Genomic DNA, 15,654 nt, shown 5'->3' on the forward strand with positions numbered 1-15,654 from the left:
CAATCAGACGCACGGGGCCGCCACAACCCCCGCGGCGATCACTGCGCCCCGAGCCCCCGCAGAAAGGTGTCGACGACCGTGTCGGCGGCCTGGGCCGCGCTGAGCTCGGGCAACTGCTGCGACGCCAGATGCATGAGCTGCGGCAGCAGTGAACCGGCCCAGGCGGGCGGCAGGTCGTCACGCAGCAGCCCCTCCTCGGTGGCCCGCCGCAGGAAGCCGTCCACCTCCTGGACCAGGGCGTCGCGCCGCGCCCGGATCGTGTCGTCGGCCTTCAGCCGGGTGAGTTCCACGGGCCACTTGCGATTGACGTCGATGATCTCCTCGACGTACCGGTGCAGTGCCACGGCGACCGGCGCCTCCCGCAGCCTGGCGTGCTCGACGGCCCGCTCGACCGCGTCGTACCGAGCCTCGTAGATGGCCGCCAGCAGCTCCTCGCGGGACGCGAACCGCCGGTAGACGGTACGCCGGTCGACACCGGCCTCGGCGGCGATCGCGGCGATGCTCGCGCCCGGATCGACGGCGAGCATACGGGCCCCGGTGGTCAGAACGGCTTCCAGATTGCGTGCTGCGTCGGCTCTCACCCGCCAGAGCATAGCCGCAGGTGTGGAACCTGCCACACCTTCTGTCACGAGGGTGAGGCTCACATCCCAGTAAGTGCTACATTGAAGTGACAGATAAAAGAACCCGTCTCTTCAACACCCCTCGGAGAGGGCACATGATCACTTACGACCGTCTCTACCTCGCGGGCTCGTGGACGGCGCCGAGCGACCCGGAACTCCTCGACATCCGCTCGCCGCACGACCAGGCGATCATCGGCCGTGCCGCCCAGGCCCGGCCCGCCGATGTCGACCGCGCCGTGGCCGCCGCCCGGGCCGCCTTCGACGAGGGCCCCTGGCCGCGTGCGGAACCGGCGGAGCGCATCGCCGCCATAAGGCGCCTGAACGCCCTGCGGGAGGCCGACGCCGAGAAGATCGCCGACCTCGTCTCTGCCGAGAACGGCTCCGCCCGCTGGTTCACCAGGGCCGGCCAGCCGGGGCTCACCCGGCAGGCCGAGGCCTACCTCAGGGCGGCGGAGGGCTTCGGCTGGGAGGAGACGCCGGCATCCGCCCCGGCGGTCCGGACGGTGGTGCGCCGCGAGCCCATCGGCGTCGTGGCCGCCGTCATCCCCTGGAACTCCCCGTTCTCGGCGGCCATGGCGAAGATCATCCCCGCACTGCTGGCCGGCAACACCGTCGTCCTGAAGGTGTCTCCGGAGAACTCCCTGAGCATGGGGCTGCTCGCCGAGCTGCTGGAGCGGACCGGGCTGCCGGAGGGCGTGATCAGCGTGCTCCCCGCCGACCGGGAGACCAGCGAGTACCTCGTCTCGCACCCCGACGTCGACAAGATCGCGTTCACCGGCTCGACCCGGGCCGGCCGCAGGATCGCCGCCATCGCGGGCGAGCAGTTGAAGCGGGTCAGCCTGGAGCTGGGCGGCAAGTCCGCCGCGATCATCCTGCCCGACGCGGATCTCGACCGCGCGGTGCCGGGACTGAAGTTCGCCTCTCTCCTCAACAACGGCGAGTCCTGCATCGCGCAGACCCGTGTCCTCGCGCCGCGCAGCCGGTACGAAGAGGTCGTCACCGCCCTCAAGGACCTCGTGGAGTCGCTCAAGGTCGGCGACCCGGCCGACCCCGACACCTTCATCGGCCCGATGGTCCGCCGGGACCAGCAGCAGCGCGTGCGCGACTACATCGAACTCGGCATCAAGGAGGGCGCCCGGCTCGTCACCGGCGGCCCCCAGGTCCCGCCGGGGCTGGAGAGCGGCAACTACGTCACCCCGACCGTGTTCGCCGACGTCGACAACTCCCTGCGGATCGCCCAGGAGGAGATCTTCGGCCCGGTCCTCGTGGTCATCCCCTACGACGACGAGGACCACGCGGTGCGGATCGCCAACGACTCCGAGTACGGTCTCTCGGGCGGCGTGTGGTCCGCCGACGAGACCCACGCCCTCGAGGTGGCCCGCCGACTGCGCACCGGCACGGTCACCGTCAACGGTGCCCCCATCTCCTTCGACGGCCCGTTCGGCGGCCACAAGGCGAGCGGCATCGGCCGCGAGTACGGCGCGGTGGGGCTCGCCCAGTACGTCGAGTACAAGACCGTCACCCTGACGGCATCCGGGGCCTGACCAGGACCGCTGTTGACCTGGGCGAACCTTTCGACGTCTCGTCGGTGGTTCCCGCGAGGGCCCTGCATTTCCCGGGATTTCCCGCCCGAGTGTGCCGTGGCTGTGCGCTGGGGCGGGGAGGGCGGTGACCAGGAGGGAAGAGCCCGGCAAGCGCCGACCTCTCGCCCGGCGACCGGCGTGGAGGCGTGGGTGCGGCCCCTGTGCGCACTTGCCGTGGTGGGAGTTGCCGCCTATGCGTCCTATGTCCATCGGTGATCGTTCGCCTTGCAGGGTGGGGTGGACCGAGTGAGCGCGTCGGGGTGGCCGTTTTCGGTGGACGGGCTGCTGTGACGGGACGAATTCCGCTGAAGACCAGCCACTGGTGCGAGCAAGGAGGCGGTGCGGCTCGGCCCCGACGGGGCCAGCGTGCGCTCGCTCGGCCCGGGCATCATCGACACCCCGCAGGGCAGGCGGGAGGAGGCCGAGCAGTCCTCCATGCCAGAAACTCGTCGACGCGACGGCGCTCGGCCCCGCCGGGGGCGGCTCCGGAGGGCTCTTCGGTTCGCGTCGCCGGAGTTGTACCGGCCTCCCCGGCCGCAGGCCGCCCGGCTGATGTGAGGACCGGGCGGCCCGCGCCTCACGAGCGGTGCGAGGATGACGGGAGACGGCGCGGGTCGCACGGTCGCTCGCCGTCGTCAGCCGTCGTGCCGAGGGAAGGGATCGCGGATGGAGCCGCCACAGGGCGACACGGCGGTCTGCGCGGGACCCGCCCGGCTGGCGGGCCGGCCGCGCGTGACCTCACGGGCCGCGCTCGAACGGCTGGGCTTCGAGCTGTTCGCCGAGCGCGGCTTCGACGACACCACGGTCGACGACATCGCCGCTGCGGCGGGCATCGGCCGGCGCACCTTCTTCCGCTACTTCGCCTCCAAGAACGACCTCGTCTGGGGTGACTTCGAGGAACAGCTGACCAGGCTCGAAGCCCTGCTGGCGGCGGCCGACCCGGAGCTGCCGATGATGGACGCGCTGCGCCACGCGGTCGTCGCGTTCAACCGGTTCGACCCGGCGGAGGTGCCCTGGCACCGGCAGCGGATGACCCTCATCCTGCGCGTGCCGACGCTCCAGGCGGACTCGGCCGTGCGGTACGAGTCGTGGCGGTCCCTCGTCACCGGGTTCGCCGCCCGGCGACTGGGCCGGCCCGCGACCGACCTGCTGCCCCAACTGGTCGGCAGCACCACCCTGGCCGCGTGCGTCACCGCGTACGAGCAGTGGCTGACCGACGAAGACGCCGACCTGGGCGAACTGCTGGATCTGGCCGTGCGGCAACTCGCGGACGGATACCGGGACCTGCCCGGGTAGCCGGCTCCGCCGCGGGGCCTCGGTCAGGTCAGGCCCCGCCGCACCGCGTCGGCGACGACCTCGCCGATGAGGACGGCGGTGGCAGCCGGGCCCCTGAGCGGCGGCGTCGGCAGGATGGACGTGTCCGCGACGCGCAGACCGGCGACCCCGTGCACCCTGCCGTAGGCGTCGACGGCGGCCCGGGGATCCTCGGCGGGGCCCATCGGAACCGTGCCGCAGGTGTGGTGGGACGTGCCGAGGTGCCCGAGGATCCACTCGTCGAGCAGGCGGTCGTCGCCCAGTACCTCGGCCACCGGCGCCACGAGCCCCGCGGAGACCTCCGCGAAGTCGGTCGTGGCGACCAACTCGGCGGTGACACGGACCACTTCGCGCATCCGGCGCCGGTCCGCCGCCGTCGACAGGTAGCCGTAGTCGAAGCCCGGGGGCGTCGCGGGGTCGGCGGAGCGGGTGCGCATCCGGCCCGTCAGTCGCGGGGTCTGGACGGAGACGAGGAACGCGAGCGGGGCGCCGGGCACGGACGCCCTGCCGCCGGTGAGGCCGGGAGGCGGGACGAGGGACTGCAGGATCTCCAGGTCGCCCCGGTGCGCCCCGTCCGACGAGGAGAGGTGCAGCGCGCCGCCGAGCCAGGAACCGACGGGCTCCGGCAGCGGCCGCCGGGGTACCCACTCCAGCACCAGCTGCGGATGGTCGCCGAACCGCCCTCCGACGGCCGGCGCGTCCCTGACCACGGGAATGCCGAGTGACTCCAGGAGGCGGCGCGGCCCGATGCCCGACAGGTGCAGCAGGTGCGGGGAGCGCAACGCCCCGGCGCAGAGCACCACTTCACCGCCGTACACCGTGTCGCGGTGTCCGTCCCGCTCGACCAGCACGCCGGTCGCGCGACCGCGCTCGACGACGACCCTGACGACCGTACTGTCCCCCCGCACAAGGAGGTTGGGGCGTCCGGACGCGGCCGACAGGCAGCCGATGCCCGTGTTGAGACGCACCCCGTCCACGACGTTGCACGGCACCGGGCCGAAACCCGGCGCGTCCTGGGCGTTCTTGTCCGGCTCCGCCGGGAAGCCCAGCCGTCGGGCCGCCGCCCGGAACGCCACGGCGGCGGGATGGCCGAGCCCGGTGCGCCGGACGCGCACATGCCCTCGATCGCCGTGCAGCCCGCTGCCGCCCTGGTCGAGGTCGGTCTCCAGCGCACGGAGGAACGGCAGTACCCGGTCGTAGGACCAGACCGGTCCGGCCGCCGCCGACCAGCGGTCGAAGTCCTCCCGCCGGGCCCGGACGAAGTACCCGCCGTTGACGGTCGTCGAGCCGCCGAGGACGCGTCCCCGTACGACCGTGTACGGGCGCCGAGGAGTGAGGTGGACCGCGTAGGGCTGGACGGCGGGGTGTCCGGGCTGCGCGCCGGGCACGAGCCGGGCGTCCAGCAACTCCGGTGCGAACGCCGCCGGATGAGACGGTACCGGGCCGGCCTCCAGCAGCAGCACCGTACGGCCGGGATCCTCGCTGAGCCGCGCCGCGAGCACGGCACCGCTGCCGCCGGCCCCGACGACCACGACATCGGGACGTCTCATCCGCACGCGCTCCGTGTCGAGCAGGAGTGACACGGCGTCAAGTACCGGTACGGCGCGCTGACCGACATCTGCGTCCCCTTCGAAGCTCCGTGCCGTCGGGCGTCTTCACTTTCGGCACCCGGTGTCATTATTCTCCGACTGTCCGATGGGAGCGCTGCCCAGGGAGAGTCACATGAACGGACCGCACGCCACCCCGCCCGTCCCGGCCACCGAGATCCCGGACGAGGGCACTCCGGACGAGGAATCGCTGATCGAGGCCGACGAACTGATCGAGGAGGTCTCCATCGACGGCATGTGCGGCGTCTACTAGGCGCCGCCCCATGACCGCCATGGACCTGGACCGCGCCTGGGACCTGCATCCGCAGGTCTCGGTGCGGCCGGAACCCTTCGGTGGGCTGCTGTACCACTTCGGCACCCGCAAGCTGTCGTTCCTCAAGGACCGGCGGCTGCTGGCCGTCGTCCAGGCCCTCGCGGAGGCGCCCACAGCCCGTGCCGCCTGCCTGGCCGCGGGCCTCGCGGAGGACGAACTGCCCCGCTACGGCCGGGCCCTCGCCGCACTCGTGCAGTCGTCGATGGTCGTCGGGAGGACCTCATGACCGCCACGCCCACGTCCGTGCCCACGCCCACGTCCCCGTCCTCGTCCCGGCTGGTCGACCTGTTCGAGCTCGGGCTCGACGCACCGATCTGCCTCACCTGGGAACTCACCTACGCCTGCAACCTCGCCTGCGCCCACTGCCTGTCCAGCTCCGGCCGCCGCGACCCGCGTGAGCTGAGCACCGCGGAGGCCAAGGCGGTGATCGACGAACTGGAGGCCATGCAGGTCTTCTACGTCAACATCGGCGGCGGCGAGCCCACGGTCCGCCACGACTTCTGGGAACTCCTGGACTACGCCACCGCCCATCACGTGGGCGTGAAGTTCTCCACCAACGGTGTCCGGATCACCCCCGAAGCCGCCGAGCGCCTCGCCCGCAACGACTACGTGGACGTCCAGATCTCGCTCGACGGCGCGACCGCGGACGTCAACGACGCGGTGCGCGGCCCCGGCTCGTACGCCACGGCCGTCCGGGCACTGGAACACCTCGCCGCCGCCGGTATGAAGAACTTCAAGATCTCCGTGGTCTGCACCCGGCACAACATCCCGCAACTGGACGCCTTCAAGGCGCTCGCCGACCGTTACGGCGCCCAGCTGCGCCTGACCCGGCTGCGCCCCTCCGGACGCGGCGCCGACGTCTGGGACGACCTCCACCCGACCGCCGCACAGCAACGCGAGCTGTACGACTGGCTGCTGGCACACGGCGAGAACGTGCTGACCGGCGACTCCTTCTTCCACCTCTCCGCCTACGGCCAGGCACTGCCGGGCCTCAACCTGTGCGGAGCCGGCCGCGTCGTCTGCCTGATCGACCCGGTCGGCGACGTCTACGCCTGCCCGTTCGCCATCCACGACGAGTTCCTGGCCGGCAACGTCCGCGAGCCCGGCGGCTTTCGCGGCGTGTGGCGTGACTCGGAGCTGTTCCGGCGGCTGCGGACACCCCAGCAGGGCGGCGCCTGCGCCTCCTGCGGGTTCTACGACACCTGCAAGGGCGGCTGCATGGCGGCGAAGTTCTTCACCGGGCTCCCGCTGGACGGACCGGACCCCGAGTGCGTCCAGGGGTACGGCGCGGAACGGCTCGCCCGGCGTGACACGGCTCGGCTGCCCAAACCGTCCGGCGACCACTCGCGGCGCCCCGTGGACCTGGTCCTCACCCGTCGCCCACCGGTGACCGAGTGCGCAGAGAGTCCTCTGGCCGGGCTGGATCCGACACCCACCGGAAAAGGCGGAACACATGCCTAGGAACCCCTGGTTCGAGTCGGTCGCCGAGGCCCGCCGCCGGGCGAAACGGCGGCTGCCCGGCTCGGTCTACGGCGCGCTCGTCGCGGGCTCGGAGCGCGGCCGCACGATCGACGCCAACACGGAGGCCTTCGCCGAACTCGGCTTCGCGCCGCGCGTCGTCGGCCACCACGCGGAGCGCGACCTGTCCACGACGGTTCTCGGCGTGCCCACCGAGCTGCCCGTGCTCATCTCACCGACCGGAGTGCAGGCCGTCGACCCGGACGGGGAGGTGGCCGTGGCCCGGGCCGCCGCCAACCGGGGTGTGATCATGGGGCTCAGCTCGTTCGCGAGCAAGCCCGTGGAGGAGGTGGCCGAGGCACAGCCCGACCTCTTCTTCCAGCTGTACTGGAGCGGCACCCGCGACACCATGGTGCAGCGCATGGACCGGGCCAGGGCCGCCGGCGCCAAGGCGCTCATCGTCACCCTCGACTGGTCGTTCTCGCACGGCCGCGACTGGGGCAGCCCCGCCATCCCGGACAAACTCGACCTCAGGACCATGCTGCGGTTCGCCCCCGACGTCCTGCCCCGGCCCGGATGGCTGTGGCGGTACGCCAGGTCGGGCCGCGTCCCCGACCTCACCGTCCCCAACCTGACCGCCCCCGGCGGCGCGGCCCCCACCTTCTTCGGCGCCTACGGCGAATGGATGCGGACCCCGCCACCCTCCTGGGAGGACCTCGCATGGCTGCGTCAGAAGTGGGGCGGCCCCTTCCTCCTCAAGGGCGTCTGTCGCGTGGACGACGCCAGACGGGCGGTCGACGTGGGCGTCTCGGCGCTGTCCGTGTCCAACCACGGCGGCAACAACCTGGACACCACCCCGGCCACCATCCGGCTGCTCCCCGCCATCGCGGAAGCCGTCGGCGACCAGGTCGAGGTCCTGCTGGACGGCGGGATCCGGCGCGGCGGCGACGTGGCGAAGGCACTCGCACTCGGCGCCCGCGCCGTCCTGATCGGCCGCGCCTATCTGTGGGGCCTCGCCGCGAACGGGCAGGCCGGTGTCGAGAACGTGCTGGACATCATGCGCGGCGGACTGGACTCGGCCGTGCTCGGCCTCGGCCACGCCTCCGTGCACGAACTGGCCCCCGACGACCTGGCGATACCGCCCGGCTTCCGGCTGACCCTGGGCGGCACGGACGTGACCTCGACGCTCGCGGCGACCGACACCGGCCCTCGGTCCACGGCCGCCGACGCCGAGTCCACGGCCGCCTGACCATGTCCACGGACTCCATGCCGCCCGTCCTGGCCGACGCCGTCTGGCCTGACCTGCCCTCCGGGGCGCTCGTCCTGGTCCCGGTCGGGTCCACCGAGCAGCACGGTCCGCATCTGCCGCTCGACACCGACACCGTCGTCGCCCGCGCCGTCGCCCGGCGCACGGCCGTCGCCCTCGCCGACGGACCGCACGGTCCGCCGCTGGTGGCCCCCGCTCTGGCCTACGGCGCGAGCGGCGAACACGCCGGCTTCCCCGGGACCGTCTCGATCGGGCACGAGGCGCTGCGCGCGGTCGTCGTGGAACTGACCCGCTCGCTGTCCCTGTGGGCGGGCCGGATCGTGTTCGTCAACGGCCACGGCGGCAACGCGGCCACGCTCGACGGTGCCCTCGCCCAGCTGCGCGTCGAGGGCCACGACGCCGTCTGGACCGCCTGCGAGGTCCCGGGCGGCGACCCGCACGCCGGCCGTACGGAGACCGCCCTGCTCCTGCACCTGGCACCCGAACGCGTCCGACTCGACGCCGCCGTCGCCGGCGACACCCGCCCCCTGCCCGTTCTCCTGCCGGAACTGATGGCCCGAGGCGTCCGCGCGGTCTCCGCCTCCGGCGTCCTCGGCGACCCGGCCGGCGCCACGGCCGAGGAGGGCGGCCGGGCCATGGCCGCGCTGGTCTCCGCCACGGTCCGCCGCATCACCGCCTGGAGCCCCGACGACCGGGGCCGTCTCACCGACCGTTGACGTCGTCCACCGCTGCGAAAGGTGCCCGCCGATGACGCTTCCCCTCGGCTTCGTCGTCGAGTTCGACCGGCACACCCGGGTGGTCGACGGTGGCCGGGCGCTGCTCGGCGGGTTTCCGACCCGGCTGCTCAAGCTGACCCCGCGGGCGCGGCGGCTGTTCACCGGGCGGGTACTGGTCGTACGGGACGCGGCGGGCGCGCTGTTCGCGGACCGCTTGCTGGAGACGGGCATGGCACATCCCGTCGTCGGCTCGCTGCCGGCGCCGGCGGACCCCCGGTACACGGTCGTCGTGCCGGTCCGCGACCGCCCGCGCCAACTCGACCGCCTGCTGCGGAGCATCGGTCCCGGCCGCCCGGTGATCGTGGTCGACGACGCGTCCCGGCAGCCGGCCGCCGTGGCCGCCGTGGCGGCACAGCACGGTGCCCGGCTGGTCGCCCTCGCGGCCAACCTCGGGCCCGCCGGGGCGCGCAACGCCGGACTGCGCCTGGTCACCACGCCGTACGTGGTCTTCGCCGACTCCGACATCGTGCTGGACCCCGACACGGTCCCCACCCTGCTCCGGCACTTCGCCGACCCCCGGGTCGCGATGGCCGTACCCCGCATCACCGGACTGTCCGCCCCGGCCACGACCTGGGTCGAGCGGTACGAGAACTCGCGGTCCTCGCTCGACCTCGGCGCGCATCCGGCGCCGGTACGGCCCGGCACCCCCGTCTCCTGGGCCTCCTCCGCGTGCGTGGTGGCCCGGACCGACGCGCTGGGGGAGGGCTTCGACGCGGGCATGCGGGTCGGGGAGGACGTCGACCTGTGCTGGCGGCTGGTGGCGGCGGGGCGCCGGGTGCGGTACGAACCCGCCGTCCGGGCGGCCCACGAGCACCGGGCACGGCTCGCGGACTGGCTGCTGCGCAAGGCCGTCTACGGCACCGGCGCGCAACCCCTCGCCGAACGGCACCCCGAGTCCGTCGCACCCGTCGTGTTCGCCCCGTGGAGCACGGCGCTGGCCGCCGCGCTGCTCGCCGGACGGCGCTGGTCGGCACCGGCCGCCGCGGCCGTCCTCGGGATCGTCACCGTGCGCATCGCCCGCAAACTCGACGGCACCGAGCACCCCTACCGGCTGGCCGTGCGGCTCACCGGCAACGGAACCCTCGCCACCCTCTCGCAGACCGCCGCGCTGCTGACCCGCCACTGGTGGCCGCTGACGGCCGTCGGCTGCGTGCTCTCCGGCCGCATCCGCCGCGCCACCGCGGTCGCCGCCCTGGCCGACATCGCCCTCGAATACCGTCGGGATCAAGCCACCCTCGACCCGCTCCGCTACGGCCTCGCCCGCCGCCTCGACGACCTCGCCTACGGGTCCGGCGTCTGGTTCGCCGCCCTCCGGGCGCGTTCCGGCACCGCGCTGCGGCCCCGCATCACCCGCTGAGACGGCCCAGTCCCGGTCAGCGGAAATCGCCCTACCGCCGCCCGTCCCCTGCCCCGACACCGGGACATCCCGCCGCCGGCGCCACGCCGCGCGTGGAGCCGGGCAGCGCTCCGTGGGGGTGGTTCCGGGGGACGCGCGGCCTGCGGGCGCATGGGGGCTGGCCGAGCAGTTCCCCGTGCCCCCTCCGGGGCGCTGCTCCGCGAGCGTCCTGCGCTGGTGCTGTAGTCATTCTCGCGTACGGTATTGGCATTCTCATTTTCTGCAAGTACGGTATCCGAACGATGAATGACTTCGTGCAGACCTCGTCCGGCATCCCGCTGAAGCCGGTCTACGGACCGGCGGACCGGGCTGCCGAGCCCCCCGCGCCGGGCACGTTCCCGTTCACCCGCGGCAACTACGCCTCCGGGTACCGGGGGCGGCTGTGGACACTCAGGCAGTACTCGGGATTCGGCACCGCCGAGGAGTCGAACCGGCGTTACCGGTATCTGCTGGAGCAGGGCGGCACCGGCCTGTCCGTGGCGCTCGACCTGCCCACCCAGTGCGGTTACGACTCCGACGACCCCGAGGTGAGCGAGGAGGTCGGCCGGGTCGGCGTGGCCGTCGACACGCTGGCCGACGCAGAGGTGCTCTTCGAGGGCATCCCGCTGGACCGCATCAGCACCAGCTTCACCGTCAACGGGACGGCGGCGATCCTCCTCGCCCTCTACGTGGCCGCCGCCGAGCGCGGGGGAGTGCCCCGGGCCAAGCTCACCGGCACCATCCAGAACGACATTCTCAAGGAGTACGCCTCCCGCGGCACCTGGATCTGGCCGCCCGAGCCGTCCCTCAGGCTCATCGCCGACACGATCGAGTTCTGCGCGGCCGAGGTGCCGAGGTTCAACGCGATCTCGGTGGCCGGCGCGCACTTTCGCGACGCGGGCGCCAACGCCGTCCAGGAGATGGCCTTCACGCTCGCCGACGGGGTGACCTACTGCGACACCGTGCTGGAGCGCGGCCGGATGACGATCGACCGGTTCGCCCCGCAGGTCTCCTTCTTCTTCTACACGCACGGCGATTTCTTCGAGGAGATCGCCAAGTACCGTGCCGGACGCAGGCGCTGGGCGACCATCGTGCGGGAGCGGTACGGCGCCGCGGCCGACAAGGCGGCCATGTTCCGCTTCGGCTGCGTGGCCGGCGGCGCCTCGCTGTACCCCCCGCAGGCCCGCAACAACACCGTCCGGGTCGCCTACGAGGCCCTGGCGTCGGTGCTCGGCGGCGTCCAGTCGATGTTCACCGCCGCCTGGGACGAGCCGTTCGCCCTGCCCAGCGAGGAGTCGGCCACCCTCGCCCTGCGCACCCAGCAGATCCTCGCCCACGAGACCGGCGTCGCCCGCGTCGCCGACCCGCTCGGCGGCTCGTACTTCGTGGAGGCGCTCACGGACGCGACGGAGGAGCGGATCGTCGGGATCATGGCCGACCTGGAGGCCCACGGCGGCATGGTCCGGGCGATCGAGGACGGCTATCTGCAGGGGCTCATCGCGGACGAGGCCTACCGGACCCACCAGGAGGTCGAGGGCGGTGAGCGGCCGGTGATCGGCGTCAACCGGTACGTCGACGAGCACGAGCCAGCCCCCGACATCGCCACCTACGCACTCGACGCGCGGGGCCGCGAGACCCAGCTGAAGCGGCTCGCCCGCGTCAAGGCCGAGCGGGACCCCGCCGACGTCCGCGCCCGGCTCGCCGCCCTGTCACGGGGCGCCGAGGGCACCGACAACCTGATGGGTCCCCTGATCGACTGCGCCAACGCCTACTGCACGGTCGGCGAGATGGTCACTGCGCTGAAGGACGTGTGGGGCGAGTTCCGGCAACCGGTGGTGTTCTGATGGGGAATCCGGTGATGCACTGATGGCGACTCGCATTCTCATCGCCAAGCCCGGCCTGGACGGCCACGACCGGGGCGCCAAGATCGTGGCGCGGGCGCTGCGCGACGCCGGCTTCGAGGTCGTCTTCACCGGCATCCGGCAGCGCGTCGACGACATCGTTGCCACCGCCGTCCAGGAGGACGTGGCGATGGTCGGCCTGAGCATGCTGTCCGGCGCCCACCTGGCGCTGACCGCACGGACCGTCGAGGGACTGCGGGCCGCCGACGCCGGTGACGTCACCGTCGTCGTCGGCGGCACCATCCCGCCGGCCGACGTCCCGCGCCTGAAGGCCGCGGGCGCGGCGGGGGTGTTCCCCACCGGCACCCCCCTGGACGTCGTGGTCGCCGAGGTGCGCGCGCTCACGTCGTCCTCCTGACCCTCCGCGTGCGCGGAGCCCCGAACCCGAGCCATCTGGAGGGAACGTGCGGATCGGTGTCATGATCGGGCCCGAGCGGGGCGACTCCGCGCGGAAGGTCTCGCGCATGATCGCGGACGTGGAGTGGGCCGAGAGCGCCGGGCTGGACACCGCCTGGGTGCCTCAGGTCCCCTCGGACTTCGACGCGTTGACCGCCGTGGCGCTGATGGGCGCGCGCACCTCCCGGATCGAGCTGGGCACCGCCGTCGTACCGCTGCAGGCCCAGCACCCCGTCGCGCTGGCCCGTCAGGCGCTGTCCGCGCAGGCGGCGACCGGCGGACGGCTCGCCCTCGGCGTGGGCCCCTCGCACCACTGGATCGTCCAGGGCATGCTCGGCCTGCCCTACGAGCGCCCGGCCGGTCTCACCCGTGACTACCTGGACGTCCTGGACGCGGCCCGCAGCGGCCCCGGCCCCGTCGACGTCGAGAACGCCACCTACACCGTGCACAATCCGCTCGACCTGGCCCCGGTCGCCCCGCTGCCGGTCCTGCTGGCCGCCCTCGGCCCCGTCATGCTGGCCCTCGCCGGCGAGCGCGCCGACGGGACCGTGCTGTGGATGGCCGACGAACGCGCCGTCGCCGACCACGTCGTCCCCCGGATCACCAAGGCCGCCGAGGCCGCCGGGCGCGCCGCGCCGCGCGTCGTCGCCGGCATCCCGGTGTGCCTGTGCCGGCCCTCCGAGATCGACGCGGCCCGGGAACGCGCGAACCGCATCCTCGGCGAGGCCGAGATCTCGCCGAACTACCAGCGGCTGCTCGGGTACGGCGACGCCGAGGACGTCGGCGACCTGTGCGCGGCGGGCGACGAGGCGGCGATCGCGGCCCGGTTCAAGCGGTTCGCCGACGCGGGGGTCAGCGATCTGTCCGTACGGCTGCTGCCCATCGGCGACGGCCGCGAGGAACTGGTCGCCTCCAAGCGCCGCACCCGGGAGATGATCGCCGGCCTGGCGGCGGATTTCCGGTGAGCCCCGGCCCCCTCGCCGGCATCCGCGTCCTGGAGGTCGGCCACATCCTCGCGGGCCCCTTCGCCACGATGCTCCTCGCCGATCTCGGCGCCGAGGTGACCAAGATCGAGCCGCCCGGCGGCGACCTCTCCCGGCAGGTGGGCGACGCCTACTTCGCCAGCATCAACCGCAACAAGCGCAGCATCTGCCTCGACCTCACGACCGAGCAAGGGCGCCTGGGACTGGGCGAGCTGGCCGCCGACGCGCACGCGCTGCTGGTCAACCTCAAGCCGTCGGTGATACGGCGCCTGGGTCTGACGTACGACGGCCTGCGCCGCCACAACGAACGGATCGTGTGTGTCGCCGTCACCGGCTACGGCCTGGACGGCGGGGACGACCCGGCCTTCGACTACGTCATCCAGGCCGCGACCGGTGTGGCCGCGCTGACCGGCGACCCGGACGGGCCGCCGACCCTGCCCGGGTACTCGTCCGTCGACAACTCCGCCGCCCTCACAGCGGCGTTGGGCCTGCTCGCCCAGATCGTCTCCGGGCGCGGCGGCCAGGTCGACGTGGCGCTGCGGGACGTGATGCTCGCCCAGCTCAACTACCGTGCCTCCGCCTACCTCAACGACGGCGTCGAGCCGCGCCGCATGCCGGGCGGCGCGCACTCCTACTACGTGCCGGCCCAGCTCTTCCCCACCCGGGAAGGGCACTTGGCGCTGTTCGTCACCCACGACGGCTTCTGGCGGAGTTTCGCCGCCGAAGCCGGGATCGACGGCTTCCCGACGATGGCCGAGCGGGCCGCCCGCCGCGACGAGGTCCTCGCCGCCGTCACCCGCGCCCTGGCCGCCGACACCGCCAAGGGCTGGGAAGCGCGGCTGCGGCCGCTCGGCATCCCGGCGGCGGCCGTGCGCACCCTGCCCGAGGCCCTGGACGCCGCCCCGGAGATGATCGTCCGGGCGGGCGGCTACCGGCTGGTCGGCAGCCCGGTCCGGATCGCCGGATACGAGCCGGAGTTCCGGCCGCCGCCCCGGCTCGGCGAGCACGGCTCACTCGTAGTGGACGGTGACTGACCCCTCGTCCGGAACGCCCTGGCAGGTGAGGACGTAGCCCTCGGCGACCTCCTCCTCGGTGAGCACGTCGTTCACCCGCATCGTCGCGCTGCCCTCCGTCAGCCTGGCCATGCAGGTCGCGCAGTTGCCCGCCTCACAGGAGGACGGCGGGGTCAGGCCGGCCCGGCGGGCGGTCTGCAGCAGGGTCTCGTTCGGGTGCTTGCGCACCGACACGCGCCTGGTGCCGAGCTGGATCGTGACGGTACCGGTGTCCTCGGCGGGAGCGGCCCCGTCCGCCACGGGCGCCGGCGCGGCGCCGCCGAACCGCTCACCGAAGACGCGCCCGGGCCCGGGCAGCGCCGACTCCACGAGCGCCATGAAGGGCTCAGGACCGCACACGTACGCGTCGGCGGCACCGTCCGGCCCGACGAACTCCCGTACCGCGGCCGGGTCGAGGAACCCGCGGTCGGCGTCGAGGTGCCGTACGACCGTCAGCCGGCCGGGATACCGCGCGGTCAGGTCCTCCAGCGCCGAGCGGAAGATCGCCGCGTCGCGGTCGCGGTCGGCACAGAGCAGCCGGACGCTCCGGTCGGTACCGGCGAGGGCGCTCTTGGTCAGGGACAGGATCGGGGTGATGCCGCTGCCCCCGCTGAAACCGAGCAGCGGCGTCGCCGCCGGGCGCAGGCAGAACCGGCCGCGGGGCAGGGTCAGTTCGAGTTCGTCGCCCTCCTCGACCCGGTCGATCAGCCAGTTGGAGACCTTGCCGTCCGGGACGCGCTTGACCGTCGTCGTCAGCTCGGCGTCGGACTCCGGAGCGCTCGACATCGAGTACGAACGCAGCAGGTCCCGGCCGTCGACCCGGACCCGGAAGACGCAGAACTGCCCGGCCTGGTACGAGAACGGGCCGTCCTGCGGGTCCAGCACGAAGGTCCGGGCGTCGGCGGTCTCCTGAACGATCTTGACGACGGTCGCGCGCCGGAACAGTGCGGGGCTCGCCATGGACGCCCTCCTCTGGCTCTGGTATCAAGGTTCTGTCGAAACGAGAATA

15 protein-coding genes are annotated in these 15,654 nt (G+C 73.1%); 12 read left to right on the top strand and 3 right to left on the bottom strand.

Annotated features, from left to right (window positions below; genetic code table 11):
• Positions 1-38: 38 nt before the first annotated feature.
• On the bottom strand, positions 39-527 hold the full coding sequence (locus ACFY0P_RS06410) for a TetR/AcrR family transcriptional regulator (RefSeq protein ID WP_388908837.1): 489 nt from the start codon (positions 525-527) through the stop codon (positions 39-41).
• A gap of 188 nt (positions 528-715) precedes the next feature.
• Here ACFY0P_RS06410 and ACFY0P_RS06415 point away from each other — a divergent pair, with 188 nt between their 5' ends.
• Both ACFY0P_RS06415 and mftR read left to right on the top strand, forming a co-directional pair.
• On the top strand, positions 716-2,164 hold the full coding sequence (locus tag ACFY0P_RS06415; protein ID WP_388907973.1) for an aldehyde dehydrogenase: 1,449 nt from the start codon (positions 716-718) through the stop codon (positions 2,162-2,164).
• Positions 2,165-2,869: 705 nt separating this feature from the next.
• Positions 2,870-3,499: a mycofactocin system transcriptional regulator gene (mftR, locus tag ACFY0P_RS06420; RefSeq protein ID WP_388907975.1), complete on the top strand. Its 630-nt coding sequence runs from the start codon at positions 2,870-2,872 to the stop codon at positions 3,497-3,499.
• Between the two features lie 23 nt (positions 3,500-3,522).
• Here the strand turns inward: mftR and mftG are convergent, their stop codons facing one another.
• Positions 3,523-5,067 (bottom strand): mycofactocin system GMC family oxidoreductase MftG, encoded by a 1,545-nt coding sequence (mftG, locus tag ACFY0P_RS06425; RefSeq protein ID WP_388907977.1) that lies wholly within the window; start codon positions 5,065-5,067, stop codon positions 3,523-3,525.
• Between the two features lie 172 nt (positions 5,068-5,239).
• Here mftG and mftA point away from each other — a divergent pair, with 172 nt between their 5' ends.
• The 10 genes from mftA (at position 5,240) to ACFY0P_RS06475 (ending at position 14,627) form a co-directional block, all read left to right on the top strand.
• The gene (gene mftA, locus ACFY0P_RS06430) at positions 5,240-5,377 is read left to right on the top strand and encodes a mycofactocin precursor MftA (protein ID WP_388907979.1); all 138 of its coding nucleotides are present in this window, start codon (positions 5,240-5,242) and stop codon (positions 5,375-5,377) included.
• A gap of 10 nt (positions 5,378-5,387) precedes the next feature.
• Entirely contained in the window at positions 5,388-5,663 is a 276-nt protein-coding gene (gene mftB / locus ACFY0P_RS06435; RefSeq protein WP_388907981.1) for a mycofactocin biosynthesis chaperone MftB, read from the top strand.
• Positions 5,660-6,898, top strand: a complete 1,239-nt coding sequence (gene mftC, locus ACFY0P_RS06440; protein WP_388907983.1) for a mycofactocin radical SAM maturase — start codon at positions 5,660-5,662, stop codon at positions 6,896-6,898. The genes mftB and mftC overlap by 4 nt, the downstream gene beginning before the upstream one ends.
• Positions 6,891-8,144 carry a pre-mycofactocin synthase MftD gene (mftD, locus tag ACFY0P_RS06445; protein WP_388907985.1) on the top strand — a complete coding sequence of 418 codons (1,254 nt, stop codon included), beginning with the start codon at positions 6,891-6,893 and terminating at the stop codon, positions 8,142-8,144. The genes mftC and mftD overlap by 8 nt, the downstream gene beginning before the upstream one ends.
• Before the next feature lie 2 nt (positions 8,145-8,146).
• Positions 8,147-8,878: a mycofactocin biosynthesis peptidyl-dipeptidase MftE gene (mftE, locus tag ACFY0P_RS06450; protein ID WP_388907987.1), complete on the top strand. Its 732-nt coding sequence runs from the start codon at positions 8,147-8,149 to the stop codon at positions 8,876-8,878.
• A 31-nt stretch (positions 8,879-8,909) separates the two neighbouring features.
• Positions 8,910-10,295, top strand: coding sequence for a mycofactocin biosynthesis glycosyltransferase MftF (mftF, locus tag ACFY0P_RS06455; RefSeq protein ID WP_388907989.1), 1,386 nt, complete (start codon positions 8,910-8,912; stop codon positions 10,293-10,295).
• Between the two features lie 281 nt (positions 10,296-10,576).
• Entirely contained in the window at positions 10,577-12,157 is a 1,581-nt protein-coding gene (locus tag ACFY0P_RS06460; protein ID WP_388907991.1) for a methylmalonyl-CoA mutase family protein, read from the top strand.
• A 22-nt stretch (positions 12,158-12,179) separates the two neighbouring features.
• The gene (locus ACFY0P_RS06465) at positions 12,180-12,572 is read left to right on the top strand and encodes a cobalamin B12-binding domain-containing protein (protein ID WP_388907993.1); all 393 of its coding nucleotides are present in this window, start codon (positions 12,180-12,182) and stop codon (positions 12,570-12,572) included.
• A 46-nt stretch (positions 12,573-12,618) separates the two neighbouring features.
• Positions 12,619-13,575: a TIGR03564 family F420-dependent LLM class oxidoreductase gene (locus ACFY0P_RS06470; RefSeq protein WP_388907995.1), complete on the top strand. Its 957-nt coding sequence runs from the start codon at positions 12,619-12,621 to the stop codon at positions 13,573-13,575.
• The gene (locus tag ACFY0P_RS06475) at positions 13,572-14,627 is read left to right on the top strand and encodes a CaiB/BaiF CoA transferase family protein (RefSeq protein WP_388907997.1); all 1,056 of its coding nucleotides are present in this window, start codon (positions 13,572-13,574) and stop codon (positions 14,625-14,627) included. The genes ACFY0P_RS06470 and ACFY0P_RS06475 overlap by 4 nt, the downstream gene beginning before the upstream one ends.
• Here the strand turns inward: ACFY0P_RS06475 and ACFY0P_RS06480 are convergent.
• Positions 14,604-15,605 (bottom strand): 2Fe-2S iron-sulfur cluster-binding protein, encoded by a 1,002-nt coding sequence (locus tag ACFY0P_RS06480; protein WP_388907998.1) that lies wholly within the window; start codon positions 15,603-15,605, stop codon positions 14,604-14,606. The two genes, ACFY0P_RS06475 and ACFY0P_RS06480, sit on opposite strands and share 24 nt — an antisense overlap.
• Between the last annotated feature and the right edge of the window lie 49 nt (positions 15,606-15,654).

The organism is Streptomyces sp. NPDC001714 (genome assembly GCF_042892755.1).
In the GTDB taxonomy this organism is placed as follows: domain Bacteria; phylum Actinomycetota; class Actinomycetes; order Streptomycetales; family Streptomycetaceae; genus Streptomyces.

What these genes read in the sequence shown, in the direction of transcription:
- ACFY0P_RS06410 (WP_388908837.1), bottom strand. Translation starts at nt 527, where the DNA reads ATGCTCGCCGTCGATCCGGGCGCGAGCATCGCCGCGATCGCCGCCGAG.
- ACFY0P_RS06415 (WP_388907973.1), top strand. Translation starts at nt 716, where the DNA reads ATGATCACTTACGACCGTCTCTACCTCGCGGGCTCGTGGACGGCGCCG.
- mftR (WP_388907975.1), top strand. Translation starts at nt 2,870, where the DNA reads ATGGAGCCGCCACAGGGCGACACGGCGGTCTGCGCGGGACCCGCCCGG.
- mftG (WP_388907977.1), bottom strand. Translation starts at nt 5,067, where the DNA reads ATGAGACGTCCCGATGTCGTGGTCGTCGGGGCCGGCGGCAGCGGTGCC.
- mftA (WP_388907979.1), top strand. Translation starts at nt 5,240, where the DNA reads ATGAACGGACCGCACGCCACCCCGCCCGTCCCGGCCACCGAGATCCCG.
- mftB (WP_388907981.1), top strand. Translation starts at nt 5,388, where the DNA reads ATGACCGCCATGGACCTGGACCGCGCCTGGGACCTGCATCCGCAGGTC.
- mftC (WP_388907983.1), top strand. Translation starts at nt 5,660, where the DNA reads ATGACCGCCACGCCCACGTCCGTGCCCACGCCCACGTCCCCGTCCTCG.
- mftD (WP_388907985.1), top strand. Translation starts at nt 6,891, where the DNA reads ATGCCTAGGAACCCCTGGTTCGAGTCGGTCGCCGAGGCCCGCCGCCGG.
- mftE (WP_388907987.1), top strand. Translation starts at nt 8,147, where the DNA reads ATGTCCACGGACTCCATGCCGCCCGTCCTGGCCGACGCCGTCTGGCCT.
- mftF (WP_388907989.1), top strand. Translation starts at nt 8,910, where the DNA reads ATGACGCTTCCCCTCGGCTTCGTCGTCGAGTTCGACCGGCACACCCGG.
- ACFY0P_RS06460 (WP_388907991.1), top strand. Translation starts at nt 10,577, where the DNA reads ATGAATGACTTCGTGCAGACCTCGTCCGGCATCCCGCTGAAGCCGGTC.
- ACFY0P_RS06465 (WP_388907993.1), top strand. Translation starts at nt 12,180, where the DNA reads ATGGCGACTCGCATTCTCATCGCCAAGCCCGGCCTGGACGGCCACGAC.
- ACFY0P_RS06480 (WP_388907998.1), bottom strand. Translation starts at nt 15,605, where the DNA reads ATGGCGAGCCCCGCACTGTTCCGGCGCGCGACCGTCGTCAAGATCGTT.